Origin of the sequence: Flavobacterium sp. RSP15, assembly GCF_003968755.1 — a bacterium.
Classification (GTDB): domain Bacteria; phylum Bacteroidota; class Bacteroidia; order Flavobacteriales; family Flavobacteriaceae; genus Flavobacterium.
The window spans coordinates 48192-65738 of the sequence record NZ_RYDL01000011.1 but is presented as its reverse complement, the minus strand read 5'-3'; the positions used below and the strand labels follow the sequence as shown (position 1 = coordinate 65738).

Here is a 17547-nt window from a genome sequence, read left to right as displayed (position 1 = left end):
TCAGGGCTTTAAAATTTGTACGATCATTTTTTAATTATTTTTTCAACGTAATGTAAATTTTCCCCTTTTATATCCAATATATAAATCCCGGTTGCCAATGCACTTAAATCAATTGATTTTGCTCTACTGAATTCTTGGTTTTTAACATCATAAACCACTCGTCCGTTAAGATCTATTACTTGGATATTTACCCTCCCTGAGTATTGATCAATTTTAATTGTTATTGGCCCTTTGGATGGGTTTGGAAATACACGCATCACATCACTCTCAAAGTTGTCTACCGCTAAGGCGCAATTTGGTCCTGATGCGGGTCTTGTAAAATCCTCCGATTGATCATTGCCTATATTTCTATCTCCGGCAGATGCATTAACCCCAAGACCTCTGGCAGCAAAAACTTCCCAAATTAAGCAGTAATCCTTACCGCCTGTTATTGCCTGATCTGCGGCTATAATAGCATTTCTTGCATCCACAAAAGTAGGACTGCAAGCTTGTAATTTGATTCCATCTAATACAATTCGCATAATTCTATTATTCCCGCCTGATCCTGTATATTTATTATTATCAAAACCATATTTACTGACATAAGCCCACGTTAAATCCCACAGCATCGTAGCCCAAACGGAACCTACCCCGTGTACGGAGGTTTTTGATACATTATCTGCGTCAATAAACTGATAATTATTGGTACTGGCGTATGTCATTGGATTAATCGTTCTGTCCGTAGAATACTGAAAATCTCGTATTCCCCTGCCGTCTGTGGCTTGTGAAGAAACAAAAGTCCCTATTCCTCTTCTTGCTCCACTAACATCACCCGGTTTAATTTGCATCATTAATGCAAACCAATCAGACCAGCCTTCTCCCATTTGATCCGTATTATTCAAACAACTGGAGTTATTGCTCCCACCGGCCAGACGAGTAGAAATTCCATGACCATATTCGTGTGCAATAATCCCATTATCGAAATCACCATCTGAATTTATGAAAGAAGAAGCCTCTAATTGAATTTTTATATTCACGGTTTGAGTCTGCATCTGGGTTATAATATTCTCCCCAATGAACTGAGTAACACTTATGGCAGGTATGGTAATTGATTCATCAGCTCCTGACATAATTAAATCTCCAGTAACATTATTAACAACAATTACAGCAACAGCCCCTGCATTTTGGGCCGCTTTTACTTTTACTGCAAACGTACAATTTCCTCTTCTTAAAATGACAATTTTCCCACTCATTGCCGCAGCATTAGAAGGTGCTACACACCCTTGGGAGGTGCCGCCCGTACTATCTAAGTAGAGCACTACATCAGATTGCAGGAAATTGGGAGCGACAGGCAAATCAACACGTCCTGGGTTAAAGGAGTTTTGTCTTGCTACATAACTTCCAGCAATACTTGATGGTGAATTTACAATAATTGGCTTAATTTCTGGACCTCGGTCCCATAGAAACATCTGCATTCTTCCGCTATTCCCATCCACCGGAGTTGAAAAATTAGCATTATTTAAACTCATGGGTACCACTAATGAGCCATCTTGTGCATCAGCATTAACTTGATCCGTCTCTTTTCCGCCACGACTGTAATTATTCGCTTGAAAATTTCCATTTGCTTCATCAAAACCATATTGATACCAAACATCATGCATGACATTATTCATATAAAAAAGGTTCGTAATTGCCGCGTCTATATAGGTTGATGCCTGTACATTTGTACCGCCATAGGGAAAATCAAAAAGTAGCGATGCTCCACCTGAAGGGCTATAACCTGAAGTTGAATTAGTGCTGCCAAAATCCTCTTTAGCCCATACATTATTTCCTCTGGTTATCGTAAATTCATGTCCCGCCACACCATCAACATCATGCCAGCCAAATGGAGATGCATTGCTGTTCGCTGGATTCGAAACAAGTTGAAAAGCAGAATGGCTGGGACTTTCAAAATTGAATGGTATCACTCGGTAGGAACCACTTGCTGTCTGCATTGGAGAGGCCGAAAAAATTTGTTTGTAACTGGAGTCAAATGAATTTGCCCAAGACTCATGGGAATGAGTGATTGCTTTATTATGATCAAAGCTGCAAGAAATAACAAAATCATTTTTTTCTAACAGTCCCCCATCGGTGGCGTCAATTCTCACGCTCCAAATATGGTCATGAGTGCGTGTATAAATGGTAAAATCCCACGCCAAAATTAACTTACCATTACTGGATTGATGAAAAACTAAATTAGCAGTGACTGGCTCATGAATGCCTAACCCATTGCTTATTTTAAATTTATGAGCTTCTTTATTTTCTATAACAGTGAAAATTTCATCGGCTTTCATGCCTAAGAGCGAATACGCTTTAGTCAGAGCATTTACTGCCGATAATGAAGGCTTGGTTGTATTTACTTTTTTAGAAACACCATCAACTATTCGTTTTTGAACATCAATAACTTCACTATTCTGTATTGAAAAATTAGAAACTGCCCTAAAGATTTCAATACCTTTATAACGTTGCACTACATAACAATTTTGTATTCCGGAGCTGGTCGCTCCACCATCGCTTTGTATTACCCAATCCTGAAAATCGCTTTTCGAAACATTAATTTTAGCATTCGGAGTATTTAAATAACGTTGAATAATTAAAGGATTCGATTGCGCTAAAGCAAAAAAATTCGTTAAAAAAACTAAAAAAAATATAATTTTTTTCATAAAAATCTATTAATTCATCAATGATAAAATCTGAAAACAAATCTAATTTTTTTAATCTACAATAACAAATTAATGATTAGTAGACAATTGTTAATCTTTAACAGCAGTAATTGTTTTATAAAACAATAACGCATTTCCATCTGTCAGTAAAGAAATAAAATGACAAATATGTAATAATCTTCCGTATAAATTTTCTTTTTCCAAATGATGCTTTTCAGGCAACATTTTCAGAATTAAAGAGTCGTAATTAGATGCATTTCCATCAAATTTATTATTGAAAGCCGTTATAAATTTATCCAACAAGGTTTGAATAATCTGGTAGCCTACGATTTCTTTCTCAATGACTTCCCGACTTTGGTAAATATTATCCACACTTATTTTGATAATATCGCCCATCTGCGCTTTGTATTTGCTTTTATCCATTATGGCATACGGGAATTTGCCATTCAGGATCAGCACTTCATTTTCGACAAATACTTTTACGGCATCATTGATTAAACTTCCAATTGCCAGAGCGCGCAAATAACTTATTCTATCTTCTTTGGTTTCTAAAGTCTTGTATTTTGAAGTATCAATGCTGTCTTTCACCAATTTTATTAAATATTCCAAGGCAAAATCTTCGGAAACTAATCCTAAATTGATTCCGTCTTCAAAATCAATAATGGTATAACAAATGTCATCTGCCGCTTCGACTAAATACGCCAAGGGATGTCTTTCAAAACCAATATCGCTTCCTATTTTATTTGGAATCAATCCCATATCTAAAGCCACATCTTGAAAAAAAGCTTTATCCGTTTGAAAGAAACCATATTTTTTGTCGGCAATGTCTTTGGTTGGTTTTTTGGGTAAACTTTCTTTAGGATACTTCATAAAAGCCCCAAGAGTTGCGTAGGATATTCGAAGTCCGCCTTCAATACCAGGACGACTAGCCGTCAGCACCGAAAAACCATTCGCATTCCCTTCAAAATCAATTAAATCCTGCCATTCTTTTGCAGTGAGCTGGTCTTTGTATTGTTGTCCTTTTCCAATGGAAAAATATTCTCCAATTGCTTTCTCACCGGAATGCCCAAAAGGCGGATTCCCAATATCATGAGCCAATGATGCAGCGGCAACTATAGCCCCAAAATCATTCATGTGATAGCCATGCACTTCTTGTAAATGCGGATATTTCTCGATGATTTTCTTACCCACCAATCGCCCTAATGAACGTCCCACTACAGAAACTTCTAAACTGTGCGTCAATCTGGTGTGTACAAAATCAGTTTTTGACAACGGAATAACTTGTGTTTTATCTTGTAAACTCCTGAAAGCAGCCGAGAAGATAATACGGTCGTAATCCACCTCAAAACCCAATCGGGTGTCATCTTGTTCTATCCGTAATCTTTTGCCTTTGTCTCCTTGTCGTTTTAGTGATAAAAGTTGTTCCCAGTGCATCATTCCTTTTTAAAATTTATTTCCAAAGATAGCAGAAATAGAATTATTAACAAGTGAAATAAAGTCAGGTATGATTTAGTTTATATAAAAAATCTAAAGTGTCGGATCCTATTAGTGCAATATCCTAAATATAACAAATTAATAAACCTATCGAAAAAATATTTAAAGGATTAGTGTTACTTTTGCATCTAATTTAAGTTCTTAATTTATTTCTTCATCAACCGATAAGGGTTTTACTTAACTGTAGATTAATAGGGAATCGTGTGTAAATCACGAACTGTCGCGCAACTGTAAGTAACACAAAAAGTTTTTATCTGAAATACGATCCACTGTATGCCAATGGCAAATGGGAAGGATGATAAAAATGTTACAAGTCAGGAGACCTGCCTTTTATCGAATTGACAATGCTTTCGCGATTTGAAGCAACAGTCAGGTATGGTGCGTTCTGAACACAATAAGCATGACTCTTTATGCTTTATTGTGCATTTCTCTTTTGCAACGTATTTTCCTTTCTACTTTTCATCTCTAACAAGCATTCTGAAATGCATCAAGAGCTTTTAATTGATTTATTCATCATTTAAAAAGCAACAAAATGCTAACAAACAATCTTGGCTACCCGCGAATTGGTAGCAACAGAGAATTAAAAAAAGCCTGTGAATCGTATTGGGCAGGAAAAATTTCAGTAGACGAACTTTTGGCTGTAGGTACTACTATCCGAAAAGAAAACTGGCAATTACAAGCGGAGTTCGGAATCGATTTAATCCCTTCAAATGACTTTTCGTTTTACGATCAAGTACTGGACTTATCACTTACCTTGGGTGTTATTCCTAAGCGCTATCAAGAATTAGCCAAAACAAACTCCAATATCGATTTGTATTTTGCCATGGCTAGAGGTTCGCAGAAAGAAGGACAAGATGTGGTCGCCATGGAAATGACAAAATGGTTTGACACCAACTACCATTACATCGTACCAGAATTCACAAAAGATCAAGAATTCAAATTATTCTCCGAAAAAATAATAGATGAATTCAAAGAAGCTAATGCTTTAGGAATTACAACAAAACCGGTACTTATAGGGCCTGTTACTTATTTACTTCTTGGAAAAGAAAAAGAAGAAGGTTTTCATAGAATAGAACTTATCGATAAATTGCTACCGGTATATTTTGAAATCCTTCAAAAACTGGAAAATGAAAATGTGGAATGGATCCAATTTGACGAACCGTTTTTGGCTTTGAATCTAACTGACAAAGAAAGAAATGCTATAACTTATGTTTACTCCGAAATAAACAAACGTTTCCCTAAAATCAAATTAATTCTGGCAAACTATTTCGATTGCTTTGGCGAAAATCTTGAAACCGTTCTTGCGCTACCTGTTCATACTTTACATTTGGATTTAGTCCGTTGTCACTCGCAATTGGATGACATCTTAGAATCGGGACAATTGTCTAATACTGTCAGTCTTTCCCTTGGTGTTGTAGATGGTAGAAATATTTGGAAAAATGATTTCAAAAAATCGTTAGCCCTTATTCAGAAAGCAACTGACGCACTTGGCGAAAACAGAATCTTAATTGCACCATCGTGCTCCCTGATTCACTCGCCATGTGATTTAGATTTAGAAACGAACAACGCAACACTAACTCCTGAGGTCAAGCAATGGCTGGCTTTTGCCAAACAAAAAACAGAAGAGATCGTTTTACTAAAATATTTTGCTTTGAATGAAATAGACATCAATAATTCTATCCGTTTTGAAGAAAATACTATTGCCAACGAAAACAGAAAAACATCAAAATTAATCCATAATAATGCGGTGAAAAATCGGGTTGCCAGCATTGCAATTGGTGATGATCAAAGAGAAAATCCGTTTCAAATTAGAAGAAAAAAACAAATAGACGTGTTGAATCTTCCGTTATTCCCAACTACTACTATTGGTTCTTTTCCACAAACTACCGAAGTCCGCAGCTGGAGAGCAAAGTTCAAAAAAGGCGAATTAAGCCCACAACAATATGATGATTTACTCCAAAAAGAAACCGAAGAAACGATTCGCTTTCAAGAAGAAACTGGCATTGACGTATTGGTTCACGGAGAATTTGAACGCAATGACATGGTGGAATATTTTGGAGAGCAATTAGACGGATTTACGTTTACCAAAAACGGCTGGGTACAAAGTTACGGCAGCCGTTGTGTGAAACCTCCAGTTATTTATGGCGATGTCTCACGTCCAAACCCAATGACTGTGAAATGGTCAGCCTTTGCACAATCGCTTACGCCAAAATGGGTAAAAGGAATGCTAACCGGTCCCGTGACTATTTTGCAGTGGTCCTTTGTCCGTAACGATCAGTCGCGCGCGGAAACCTGTACCCAAATTGCATTGGCGATTAGAGATGAAGTAGTCGACTTAGAAAAGGCAGGAATAAAGATTATTCAAATTGACGAACCGGCCATTCGAGAAGGATTGCCTTTACGTAAAGAAGAATGGGCAACCTATTTGGATTGGGCTGTAAAAGCGTTTAGAATTGCCGCAAGTGGTGTACAAGATGATACCCAAATCCATACCCACATGTGCTACAGCGAATTCAATGACATCATACAGAATATTGCCGATATGGATGCCGATGTGATCACTATAGAATGCTCGCGTTCGCAAATGGAATTACTGGATGCTTTCGCCGATTTCAATTATCCAAACGAAATAGGACCTGGCGTGTATGACATTCACTCGCCTCGTGTTCCTGCCAGTTCCGAAATGGTGAAGCTATTAGAAAAAGCTTCAGCAGTGATTCCTGTTGACCAACTTTGGGTCAATCCAGATTGTGGTTTAAAAACCCGTCATTGGGACGAAACTAAAAAGGCTTTAATCGAAATGGTAGCCGCAGCTCAAAAGATGAGAATTGCTGTAGCAAACATTGCAATCGTTTAACAACCTGAATTCAGGTTAGCACTAAAATAAAAACCTAGTAGATCCGCAATTTACTAGGTTTTGTTTTAAAAAAGAATCTGCTTCTATTTAAACAAATTATCTAAAAGCGAAAACATAAGTTGATTATTTTCTTTTATAAATGTAGTATTACTTACGATCTCATCATAGGTTTGAACATAAGTGTCTTTTACTAATTCTGATTGCTCATGAAAAGCCATTTTTTTCATAGCGGCATCCGTTACTTCTAAATGGAATTGAAGTCCCACTACTTGATCATTATATAAAAAAGCTTGATTTGCGCAGGCTTCTGATTCCATTAAGCGAATAGCATTTTCAGGAATTGAAAACGTTTCTCCATGCCAGTGAAAAACAGAAAATGATTTTGGATAACCATTAAGTATTGCAACATTTGAATCTAAAATTGAAACCGGAAACCAGCCAATTTCTTTTTGCTCATTGTCCGTAATATTTCCTCCCAACACATTTGAAATTAATTGTGCTCCCAAACAGATTCCAATTATTTTTTTTCGCCGGTCAATTGCGGATTTGATGAATACTTTTTCGTCTTTTAGCCAAGGGAATTTGGCTTCGTCATGAATACTCATGGGTCCGCCTAAGATAATCAAGGCGTCTATCGTATCAAGATTTGGAAATTTCGGATTATGGTATAATGTGGAATATGAAAGGGAATGCCCGTGCTCATGAATCCAATTCTCTATACAACCCAGACCTTCAAAAGGAACGTGCTGTAAGCAATGGATATTTAATTTTTTACTCATACTGTCTCGTCCAGATTCTACAAAACTAATGAATCATTACTTTCAGAACTAGAATTATACTCCAATTTGATCCGATGGAACAAACATTTTAATTTTCGCGGCAAACTCGTGTTTTTTTACCACATAAGTTGCTGATAAAGTATCGTGCAAACCCCTTTCTGTCTTACCAAGAAATGAAAAAGGGTCCATCGGATTTAGACGGGATACTGCTCGTATCATAAAGTTTTTGGTATTAGGTTTGGAACCATCAACTCGTACTACAATCGTTTTGGTAAAATACTTAGCGAAGGTTCTGAAAAAGTACATCTCCGTAAATACATAGTAAAAAAACAAAATAATAAGTCCAAAGAATAAATTTTCAATCAAACTTAATGATGAAACCCAATTCGATGCCCCATAACTGTTTGTTGTATCTCCAATTATATTAATGGTAGCGACAATACTTATTGCTATAATATAAATAATCAATATATCGATAAGTAGATTCAGGAGACGCTGGCTTTTGGAAGCTAATAAATCATCTGTAACAGTAAATTTTTTATTTTCCATTTTTTATCGTTTTGATTATTATAAAAAAGTCTTCAAGGCTAATAACTATCTCAAATATAGTGAATTATTTACAAATATTACTGTTAAATCTTGGTGTTTTAGCCCCGATTAAAGTGAAAATCCTTTTTATTCACCTTTTTTTGGTGAATAAAAAGATTGCAACGGAAAGCGGGACACGAGCGAAGCGAACTGACGAAGTAGATAGCTCCAAAAAAAGCAGTTATCATTACAATAACTGCCTTTTTGTTTTAAAACTTCTTTGTTGACATCAACAATATGGTCTGATTAGGAGATTGCTTCGTTCCTCGCAATGACTTAAGAACCACACATTTCACACTCATCCGGACCTGCATTTTTAGACAATTCGAGCATGGCTCTGTATTCATCCGAAGTCATTTCTACTGCTTCAGCGACTGCAGGAACAGCGATTGATTGCTCTTTGATTTCGATTGGCTCTGCTTTTTTATCATTGTTTAATGTAAATTTAATCGCATCCACCGCAGCTTTTGTTCTTAAATAGTACATTCCCGTTTTCAATCCGGATTGCCATGCATAGAAATGCATTGATGTCAATTTAGAATAATTGGCATTTTGCATAAACAAGTTCAATGATTGGGATTGATCCACAAAATATCCACGCTGACGGGACATATCGATAATGTCTTTCATCGACATTTCCCAAACTGTTTTGTACAATTCTTTCAAGTCTTGCGGAATATTCAGGTCTTGAACCGAACCGTTATTTCGCATTAATTCTTGTTTCAATGTTTCGTTCCACAAACCACGCTCCACTAAATCGTGCAACAAGTGTTTGTTTACCACAATAAATTCTCCCGAAAGGACTCTTCTGGTGTAAATATTAGAAGTATAGGGTTCGAATGCTTCGTTGTTACCCAAAATTTGTGATGTAGAAGCCGTTGGCATTGGCGCCACTAACAACGAGTTTCTCACTCCGTGTTCCATCACTTCTTTTCGCAAGGAAGCCCAGTCCCAACGACCAGATAATTCCTCATCTTTCATTCCCCACAAATTGTATTGGAATTCTCCTTGAGAAATTGGAGAGCCTTTAAATGTCGAATAAGGCCCTTCTTCTTTGGCCATTTCCATCGATGCGGTTACCGCAGCAAAGTATAATGTTTCAAAAATTTCCTGATTCAGTTTTTTAGCCTCATCGCTCGTAAACGGCATACGCAACATAATGAAAGCATCGGCTAATCCTTGCACTCCAAGACCAATTGGCCTGTGGCGTTTATTAGAATTTTCCCCTTCTATTACCGGATAATAATTCCTATCGATTACTTTATTTAAGTTTCTAGTTACCCGTTTTGTAACGGTATACATCAATTCATGGTCAAACTTTCCATTAGAAACAAACATCGGCAAGGAAAGAGAAGCTAGATTACAAACTGCAATTTCATCTTTGGATGTAAATTCCATAATCTCGGTACACAAATTCGAAGAACGAATCGTCCCCAAATTTTTCTGGTTTGATTTTCTATTGACGGCATCTTTATACAACATGTAAGGCGTTCCGGTTTCGATTTGCGATTCTAGAATTTTCTCCCAAAGTTCATGCGCTTTAATGGTTTTTCTACCTTTTCCACGTTTCTCGTAATCAATGTACATGGCTTCAAATTCTTCACCATACACATCATACAATCCCGGACATTCATTAGGACACATCAACGTCCAGTAACTATCTTCTTGAACTCGTTTCATAAATAAATCAGACGTCCACATGGCAAAGAACAAATCTCTGGCGCGCATTTCTTCTTTTCCGGTATTCTTTTTTAAGTCTAGGAAATCGAAAATATCTGCATGCCACGTTTCGATGTATATTGCAAAACTTCCTTTACGTTTTCCACCACCTTGATCTACATAACGTGCCGTATCATTAAAAACACGCAACATCGGAACAATTCCGTTTGACGTACCGTTTGTGCCTCGAATGTAAGAACCTGTTGCTCTTACATTGTGAATAGAAAGTCCAACACCGCCAGCTGATTGCGAGATTTTTGCCGTTTGTTTCAACGTATCGTAGATCCCGTCAATACTATCGTCTTGCATCGCCAGAAGGAAACAAGAAGACATCTGAGGTTTTGGAGTACCCGCATTGAATAATGTAGGCGTTGCATGCGTAAAGAATTTTTTCGACATTAAGTCGTATGTCTCAATCACCGAATCTAAATCATCTAAGTGGATCCCAACCGAAACACGCATTAACATGTGTTGCGGACGCTCCACTATTTTGCCATTTATTTTAAGCAAATATGATCTTTCCAAGGTTTTAAAACCAAAATAATCGTAGTTAAAATCTCTATTGTATATAATATGGGAATCTAAAAACTCCGCATTTTTCATAATCACTTGATGCACTTCCTCTGATAACAAAGGTGCATTTTGTCCATTTCTAGGGTTTACATAATGAAACATATCGTTCATTGTTTCCGAAAATGATTTTTTTGTATTGGAATGCAAATTCGAAATTGCAATTCTCGCTGCCAACTGTGCATAATCAGGATGCGCAATAGTCATTGACGCCGCAGTTTCGGCTGCTAAATTATCTAACTCTGACGTAGAAACTCCATCATAAAGCCCTTCAATTACTCGCATTGCGACTTTTACGGCATCAACCAAATCATTCAAACCATAACATAGTTTTTTAATTCTATCTGTGATTTTGTCGAACATTACAGGCTCTTTGTGCCCGTCTCTTTTTACTACGTACATACTTTTGTTGGTTTTTAAAACAGAAAATCCCTTTGCTGTTTTTCGTTATTTGTTAGTCATTGCGAGGAACGAAACAATCTCAATTATTGTTTCATTTGCTCAATTTTTTTTGGAGCCATATCCAGCTATCCATTGCAATCTTTCTAGTCCTGAAAAAAGTTCAGGACTAGAAAGGATTTCCATTACTATCTGGGCTAATCAGTATTAGAAACAAAAAGAAATCAGTAAATCATTTAAGATTTAAAAAATCAAAATATTTCTTTAACATTAAAATATTTAGAAAAATTAAGACAAAACTTAATCGATCTTAATTCCTTCATGGTTTGATAAAAATCTAAAAATCGGCGTCAAAAGATATTTTTTGAGCATCACCATCTGTGTTCATTACACCTGCTTTTTGATATTCAGCCACTTTCTTTTCAAAGAAATTTGTTTTTCCTTGAAGCGAAATCATATCCATAAAATCAAATGGGTTTGTAGTGTTATATTCTCTGTCGCAACCTAATTCGACTAACAATCTGTCGGCAACAAATTCTAAATACTGTGTCATTAACACTGCATTCATTCCTATTAAACTCACCGGAAGTGATTCCGTGATAAATTCTCTCTCTATATTTAAAGCATCTACAATAATGCTTCTGATTCTTTCTTTTGGCACTTTATTCACCAAGTGATGGTTGTGCAAATGCACGGCAAAATCACAGTGAACTCCTTCGTCACGAGAAATCAATTCGTTAGAAAACGTCAATCCTGGCATTAATCCACGTTTTTTCAACCAATAAATAGAACAAAATGCTCCCGAAAAGAAAATTCCTTCCACTGCTGCAAAAGCGATTAACCTTTCAGCAAATGAATCCGATTCAATCCATTTTAAAGCCCAGTCCGCTTTTTTCTTAATTGCAGGAAAAACTTCTAAAGCATTGAATAATTCATCTTTCTCCACTTCATCTTTTACATAGGTATCAATCAATAACGAATAGGTTTCGCTGTGAATGTTTTCCATCATGATTTGAAACCCATAAAAGAATTTCGCTTCCGCATATTGCACTTCGTTTACAAAATTTTCAGCCAGATTTTCATTTACAATACCATCTGAAGCTGCAAAAAATGCTAAAATATGCTTGACAAAATAACGTTCATCATCAGAAAGTTTATTATTCCAGTCATTTAAATCTTGTGACAAATCGATTTCTTCAGCCGTCCAGAAACTGGCTTCCATTTTCTTATACCATTCCCAAATATCATGGTGTTTTATCGGAAAAATTACGAAACGATTTTTATTTTCTTGTAAAATTGGTTCAATTTGCGTCATTATAATTGTTTGTTTTTTTGAGGTTTTAACAAATTTTTAAGCTTTTTGAGAGATACAAAGGTTGTAAAATATTGCGGTTAATAAAAGCCAAACTTATTCACAATCGCCTATAGTTTTTAACAAATAGAAAAATTAAGACATTTTTCATACAAATTTTAAAACACTTAAATTCAGTATTTTAAACAATAATTAAAGGGATGGTGCACCGTAAAATATAGTTTTTTTAAATAATTAAACAAGAAAAACAGAATTCTTATTTACTTATTTTTTCATGTCTTGCGCCACCTTTTCAAGTTCAGCATACCAGTCTTCGCCAAATTTACGAATCAGGGCTTCTTTGACAAATTTGTATACCGGAACTTCAAGTTCCTGACCTAAAGAGCAGGCCGGATCACAAATATCCCATTTGTCATAATTAACAGCGGCAAACTCCGTAAAATCTTTCACCCGAACTGGATACAGATGACAAGAAACTGGTTTTTTCCAACTAATTGCTCCTTGATTATAGGCTTGCTCAATACCACATAGAGCGGTCTTACCATCAAAGATTGTGTAGGCACAATCTTTGTCGTCAATCAATGGCGTTTCAAGATCACCATCGGTACCTTTTACCCAAGTTCCTTGCGCTTCAATTGCAGCAATTCCTTGTTTGCGTAAAAAAGGCTTGATCTTTGGATAAATAGATTCGAGGATTTGAGTCTCCTCAAAACTCAATGGTGCGCCAGCATCACCATCAACGCAACAAGCGCCTTTACAAGCAGTCAAATTACAAACAAAATCTTTTTCGAGCAAGTCTTCTGAGACTATGGTTTTTCCTAGTTGAAACATTTCGCAAAGATATTCAAGAAATTTGAAAAAAGCACCTCAGCAACTCATAAATTCGAAAACAAAACCAAATAAAATTAAAAAGCTATTCCTGAAATAATCAAGGAAATTATCTACTTTTACCATAAATAAAAAAAGTCTGTTATGGAATTCGATATTCGAGAAATAATCACCGTAGGAATGGTACTTTTTGCCGTAATTGACATCGTGGGATCCATCCCGATTATCATTGATTTAAGAGCAAAACACGGACATATTGAATCCGAAAAAGCATCCATTGTAGCGGCCGTCATCATGATTGTTTTTCTTTTTGCCGGAGAAGAACTCTTAAAACTAATTGGAATTGATGTCAATTCTTTTGCTGTTGCAGGATCTTTTGTATTGTTTTTCTTGGCATTAGAGATGATTTTAGGAATTCGGATTTACCGAGACGAAGAAGCCAGTTCTGCCTCTATTGTTCCCCTTGCCTTCCCTTTGATTGCCGGCGCCGGAACAATGACCACCTTACTTTCTTTACGCTCCCAATTTTATACCATAAATATTGTAATTGCCATTTTATTAAATATTATTTTGGTCTATATCGTTTTAAAATCATCCTCAAAAATAGAAAAATTATTAGGCGAAAACGGACTTGGTGTAATCAGAAAGACTTTTGGCGTAGTACTTTTGGCTATTGCTGTTAAATTATTCGCTGCGAATGTTAAAGGTTTGTTTCTCTAAAATATAATTTCTTAAATTTGCTATAAATTTATAGTAAAATAAAAAATTTGATTTTTTTGGAACATTTTATTCTAAATAAAAAACACCCCCTAACATCTGCATTTTTTACCAAAAACAAAAACATTTTATGAAAATTTTCACTAACATCTTGGTATTTTTAGCAATAGCGCTAATCCTATTTAATGTTACTTTACTGGATTTCAAAAATCCATTTCAAGGAGATAGCGTAGTTGCATTTATCGGAATGGCAGCCTCTTTTTGTGCTGTATTGATTCTTCTAATATTCAGAATGTCAAAGAAAATAGAAGAAAAAACAAACGAAAAATAGCCTTGATCTTTGATGTACTTATCCTTGGCGGTGGCGTATCTAGCATGTCATGCGCTCTAATTTTGGGTTCTGCAAACAATAAACCCTTTGTGTCTAATAAAAAAATCGGGGTATTTACCCATCAAAAAACCTCAGCCCTTAAGGAAGCGCTATTCAATAATGTCTACGGAATCCCTGCAGGCACATTAGGCACTGATTTATTGAAAGAAAGTACAGGACATCTTTTAGAAAAATATCCGCACATTACACAAATTCCCAACGAAAAAGTACTAAAAATTGAGGACGCCGCTCCTGAGTTTGCTGTCACTACAAATAAAAAAACGTACAAGGCCCGCATAGTTGTTGTAGGTGTCGGATCTGCAAATACTTTTGCTATTGAAGGTTTAATGCAATTTGTCGAACCACATCAAAAATCCCTTCCCGAAAAACAACGAATCCAACTCAAAAGCAGTGATCACAAAGTGAAGGAAGGCATTTACGTGATTGGCACTTTAGCCGGATGGAGAAGCCAACTGGCTATTGCTGCAGGCAGCGGCGCCTCTGTAGCAACAGATATTCTAACTTTATGGAATGGCGGAATTCAGACTCATGCTCACGATAGCATTAGATAAATAGAATTTCATTCTGGAAAATCTCTCAAAAAATAGTGTTAGGTTTACACCTTCAATTCACTGTTTTATGGGATCATTTTTTTTGGGACTAGCAAGACTCCTGATTTTTATCGGATTTGTTTCTTTTTTTTCGATTGTGTTTTATCTTTCGTCTTTTTTTAGAAGCAACGAAATTAACGCCAAAAAAGCTCTTGTACTGCGGGATTTTATAATTCGCACCTCAAACACTCTTTTAGGCATACGCACTATCATCTATGGCGACAAGCCGAAAGTTCAAGGACTAATCGTAGCCAATCACCGTTCTTATTTTGACCCAATTGTTATCGTAAATCAAATACATGCTTTTCCGGTAGGGAAAAAAGAAGTTGCCTCATGGCCTATGATTGGCTACATCTGCAAAATATCCGGCGTTTTATTTGTAGATAGAAAGTGTCCAAAAAGCCGACAAGAAACCGCCGAAAATATCCGAGAAGTTCTTGCCAAAGGATATTCGATCATTAATTTTCCAGAGGGAACAACAGCGGATTTGCCAACAACTCTTGATTTCAATTACGGCTCTTTTGTAATGGCTACTAAGATTAAAGCCGCCGTAATTCCTATTGCAATAGATTATAAAGAAAAAACAGACGCTTTTATTGGTGACGACACTTTCATTCCTCATTTTTTAAAATGCTTTGGAAAACGGACCACTGAAATTAAAATAACTTATTTTCCGCCTATTTATTCTGAAGATGCAGCCTGTTTATTAAGTACGTCAAAGAAAATGATAGATAACGAACTCATTCGATATAGAAAAGATTGGGACAATCAAAATTAATTTTCCTTTTAAGGACAAACAAAATCAAGAGTGAAATTTTCTAATTAAGCATCAATTCCTAAGCTGATAAGCATCTCAACAATAGCTTCATTTAGTGCCACTTTCTTTAAAACAGTTTTAATTCCTTCTACATTTTTTTGTTCCAGAGCATTATCAAAGTCATTTATAAGACCTCCAACATACAAACGCTCATTAACTGTCATTCCAGAAAACTTACTTTCCATACTGTGAAATATAGTGATTATTATTTTTTCAAAATTGCCTTAATCATGGCATCCTCTTTCAATATAATCTCATAATAAGACCGTTCCCCATACAATTGCCGAGCAAATTCAGCAGCCAGGTATCGTTTTACCAATGATTTGCTTTTTCCAAATTTCAAATCCAATCTGTTGCCAAAAATAAATTTCTGAAATGAATTGAAATATGCCTCTGTTTGATTCATTTTAGATTGGAACTGAGCAAAAGTGAGTCCTTTAAAGGCGCTCCGATTTTTATCCAATTGTTCGAAAACAAAATTCCCTACGATTCCCGATTGCAATAAATAAGCGGTACTTTCATTTCCATGTTCCACCTCAAGCGGTACAAAAACATCAGGAACAATACCGCCACCGCCATATACAATTTTACCTTTTTTAGTTTTGAATTGCAAGGTGTCTGAAACTTTTATACTGTCTTTTTGATATAGTTCCCCATTTTCAAAACGCGTTTCTGATTCTTTAAAATACGCTTCATTCCCTTTTGAATAGGGTTTTTGAATCGACCGGCCTGTTGGCGTATAATATCTGGCAACAGTCAAGCGAACTGCTGAACCGTCAGCAAAATCCATTTCTCGTTGCACCAATCCCTTTCCAAAAGAACGGCGGCCTACAATAGTCCCCCTATCATTATCCTGAACGGCTCCTGCAAGAATTTCACTTGCTGAAGCGCTGTTTTCATTAATTAGAATAAAAACATTTCCTTTTTCAAAACTGCCTTTTTGGGTTGCAAATGTCTTGTCTATAGTACCTTTTTTGTTTTTGGTAAAAACAATCAGTTGTTTGTTTGGCAACAATTCATCCGCGATAGCAATTGCTTCTTCCATATAACCGCCACCGTTATCTCGAACATCAATAATAAGTGACTTTGCACCTCGTTGCTTAAGTGCAGACAAATTTTGCATAAACTCCTTGTAAGTAGTTTCGGCAAAACGATTTATTTTTATGTATCCTGTCGTATTACTCAGGAGCAAAGCGGCATCAACACTTTTTAAGGGAATAACATCGCGTTTTAGTTTTAGCTTGAGTTTTTTACGTTCTGATTTTCTGTATATTGTAAGCTCAATATTAGAACCTACTGCCCCTTTTAATTTAGAAAACAAACTGTCTGTGGGCAACTTACGCCCAAACAATTTAGTTTTATCAGCATATAGGATCCGGTCGCCTGCTTTTATTCCTGCCTTTGCCGAAGGGCCGTTCTCTACAGGTTTTATGACCGCTACAGAATCTTTATACATATAAAAACTCACTCCTATTCCCACAAAATTACCCTTCATGCTTTCCATTACTTGTTGCTGCTCACTAGCGGGAATATATACGGAATGCGGATCAAGTTGCGCAAGAATATTATCAACGGTGAGATTTACAATAGAATCCGTATCAACCGCATCAACGTATTCAGCATCAATAAAATCAATGAGTGTATTCAGCTTGGTTTTAGAATTATTTTTAGCTGTGAAATCAGCTCTACCGGGAAAATGCAACATTCCCCCCAACACAACTCCAAAAACAAGTGTTGAGAAAAGGAGTAGTGGTAAATATTTTGTATTAAATTTCATATAAAGTTATCATTAAAAAATTAATATA

At 36.1% G+C, this 17547-nt stretch carries 14 protein-coding genes and 1 riboswitch; of the genes, 5 read left to right on the top strand and 9 right to left on the bottom strand.

Annotated elements, in window-relative coordinates; genetic code table 11:
* Positions 1-23: 23 nt before the first annotated feature.
* Both EKM00_RS11595 and dgt read right to left on the bottom strand, forming a co-directional pair.
* Positions 24-2681, bottom strand: coding sequence for a T9SS-dependent M36 family metallopeptidase (locus tag EKM00_RS11595; protein ID WP_126516288.1), 2658 nt, complete (start codon positions 2679-2681; stop codon positions 24-26).
* Positions 2682-2771: 90 nt separating this feature from the next.
* Entirely contained in the window at positions 2772-4115 is a 1344-nt protein-coding gene (gene dgt / locus EKM00_RS11590) for a dGTP triphosphohydrolase (protein ID WP_126516318.1), read from the bottom strand.
* A 211-nt stretch (positions 4116-4326) separates the two neighbouring features.
* Positions 4327-4520, top strand: a riboswitch (cobalamin riboswitch).
* A 187-nt stretch (positions 4521-4707) separates the two neighbouring features.
* On the opposite strand from dgt, the gene metE reads away from it, so the two are divergent.
* Positions 4708-7032: a 5-methyltetrahydropteroyltriglutamate--homocysteine S-methyltransferase gene (gene metE, locus EKM00_RS11585; RefSeq protein ID WP_126516287.1), complete on the top strand. Its 2325-nt coding sequence runs from the start codon at positions 4708-4710 to the stop codon at positions 7030-7032.
* Between the two features lie 83 nt (positions 7033-7115).
* Here metE and EKM00_RS11580 read toward each other — a convergent pair whose 3' ends face one another.
* The 5 genes from EKM00_RS11580 to EKM00_RS11560 all read right to left on the bottom strand — a co-directional run bounded on the left by EKM00_RS11580 (position 7116) and on the right by EKM00_RS11560 (position 13230).
* The gene (locus tag EKM00_RS11580) at positions 7116-7811 is read right to left on the bottom strand and encodes a type 1 glutamine amidotransferase (RefSeq protein WP_126516286.1); all 696 of its coding nucleotides are present in this window, start codon (positions 7809-7811) and stop codon (positions 7116-7118) included.
* A 54-nt stretch (positions 7812-7865) separates the two neighbouring features.
* The gene (locus tag EKM00_RS11575; protein ID WP_126516285.1) at positions 7866-8360 is read right to left on the bottom strand and encodes an RDD family protein; all 495 of its coding nucleotides are present in this window, start codon (positions 8358-8360) and stop codon (positions 7866-7868) included.
* Between the two features lie 315 nt (positions 8361-8675).
* Positions 8676-11090 (bottom strand): ribonucleoside-diphosphate reductase subunit alpha, encoded by a 2415-nt coding sequence (locus tag EKM00_RS11570; RefSeq protein WP_126516284.1) that lies wholly within the window; start codon positions 11088-11090, stop codon positions 8676-8678.
* Positions 11091-11424: 334 nt separating this feature from the next.
* Positions 11425-12402 carry a ribonucleotide-diphosphate reductase subunit beta gene (locus EKM00_RS11565; protein WP_126516283.1) on the bottom strand — a complete coding sequence of 326 codons (978 nt, stop codon included), beginning with the start codon at positions 12400-12402 and terminating at the stop codon, positions 11425-11427.
* 261 nt (positions 12403-12663) lie between these two features.
* The gene (locus EKM00_RS11560) at positions 12664-13230 is read right to left on the bottom strand and encodes a DUF3109 family protein (protein ID WP_126516282.1); all 567 of its coding nucleotides are present in this window, start codon (positions 13228-13230) and stop codon (positions 12664-12666) included.
* 141 nt (positions 13231-13371) lie between these two features.
* Between EKM00_RS11560 and EKM00_RS11555 the strand changes: the two genes are divergently transcribed.
* The 4 genes from EKM00_RS11555 (at position 13372) to EKM00_RS11540 (ending at position 15703) form a co-directional block, all read left to right on the top strand.
* Positions 13372-13947, top strand: a complete 576-nt coding sequence (locus EKM00_RS11555) for a MarC family protein (RefSeq protein WP_126456404.1) — start codon at positions 13372-13374, stop codon at positions 13945-13947.
* A 127-nt stretch (positions 13948-14074) separates the two neighbouring features.
* Complete coding sequence (locus tag EKM00_RS11550) at positions 14075-14275, top strand: hypothetical protein (RefSeq protein ID WP_126456406.1); 201 nt, start codon at positions 14075-14077, stop codon at positions 14273-14275.
* Positions 14276-14280: 5 nt separating this feature from the next.
* Positions 14281-14886 (top strand): FAD-dependent oxidoreductase, encoded by a 606-nt coding sequence (locus tag EKM00_RS11545; protein ID WP_126516317.1) that lies wholly within the window; start codon positions 14281-14283, stop codon positions 14884-14886.
* Positions 14887-14953: 67 nt separating this feature from the next.
* Entirely contained in the window at positions 14954-15703 is a 750-nt protein-coding gene (locus EKM00_RS11540; protein WP_126516281.1) for a lysophospholipid acyltransferase family protein, read from the top strand.
* A 44-nt stretch (positions 15704-15747) separates the two neighbouring features.
* Here the strand turns inward: EKM00_RS11540 and EKM00_RS11535 are convergent, their stop codons facing one another.
* The gene (locus EKM00_RS11535; protein WP_126516280.1) at positions 15748-15927 is read right to left on the bottom strand and encodes a hypothetical protein; all 180 of its coding nucleotides are present in this window, start codon (positions 15925-15927) and stop codon (positions 15748-15750) included.
* Between the two features lie 20 nt (positions 15928-15947).
* Positions 15948-17519: a S41 family peptidase gene (locus tag EKM00_RS11530; protein WP_126516279.1), complete on the bottom strand. Its 1572-nt coding sequence runs from the start codon at positions 17517-17519 to the stop codon at positions 15948-15950.
* Positions 17520-17547 lie beyond the last annotated feature (28 nt).

Excerpts from the sequence above, each read along its gene's own strand:
- EKM00_RS11595 (WP_126516288.1), bottom strand. The coding sequence starts at position 2,681 with ATGAAAAAAATTATATTTTTTTTAGTTTTTTTAACGAATTTTTTTGCT.
- dgt (WP_126516318.1), bottom strand. The coding sequence starts at position 4,115 with ATGCACTGGGAACAACTTTTATCACTAAAACGACAAGGAGACAAAGGC.
- metE (WP_126516287.1), top strand. The coding sequence starts at position 4,708 with ATGCTAACAAACAATCTTGGCTACCCGCGAATTGGTAGCAACAGAGAA.
- EKM00_RS11580 (WP_126516286.1), bottom strand. The coding sequence starts at position 7,811 with ATGAGTAAAAAATTAAATATCCATTGCTTACAGCACGTTCCTTTTGAA.
- EKM00_RS11575 (WP_126516285.1), bottom strand. The coding sequence starts at position 8,360 with ATGGAAAATAAAAAATTTACTGTTACAGATGATTTATTAGCTTCCAAA.
- EKM00_RS11570 (WP_126516284.1), bottom strand. The coding sequence starts at position 11,090 with ATGTACGTAGTAAAAAGAGACGGGCACAAAGAGCCTGTAATGTTCGAC.
- EKM00_RS11565 (WP_126516283.1), bottom strand. The coding sequence starts at position 12,402 with ATGACGCAAATTGAACCAATTTTACAAGAAAATAAAAATCGTTTCGTA.
- EKM00_RS11560 (WP_126516282.1), bottom strand. The coding sequence starts at position 13,230 with ATGTTTCAACTAGGAAAAACCATAGTCTCAGAAGACTTGCTCGAAAAA.
- EKM00_RS11555 (WP_126456404.1), top strand. The coding sequence starts at position 13,372 with ATGGAATTCGATATTCGAGAAATAATCACCGTAGGAATGGTACTTTTT.
- EKM00_RS11550 (WP_126456406.1), top strand. The coding sequence starts at position 14,075 with ATGAAAATTTTCACTAACATCTTGGTATTTTTAGCAATAGCGCTAATC.
- EKM00_RS11540 (WP_126516281.1), top strand. The coding sequence starts at position 14,954 with ATGGGATCATTTTTTTTGGGACTAGCAAGACTCCTGATTTTTATCGGA.
- EKM00_RS11535 (WP_126516280.1), bottom strand. The coding sequence starts at position 15,927 with ATGGAAAGTAAGTTTTCTGGAATGACAGTTAATGAGCGTTTGTATGTT.
- EKM00_RS11530 (WP_126516279.1), bottom strand. The coding sequence starts at position 17,519 with ATGAAATTTAATACAAAATATTTACCACTACTCCTTTTCTCAACACTT.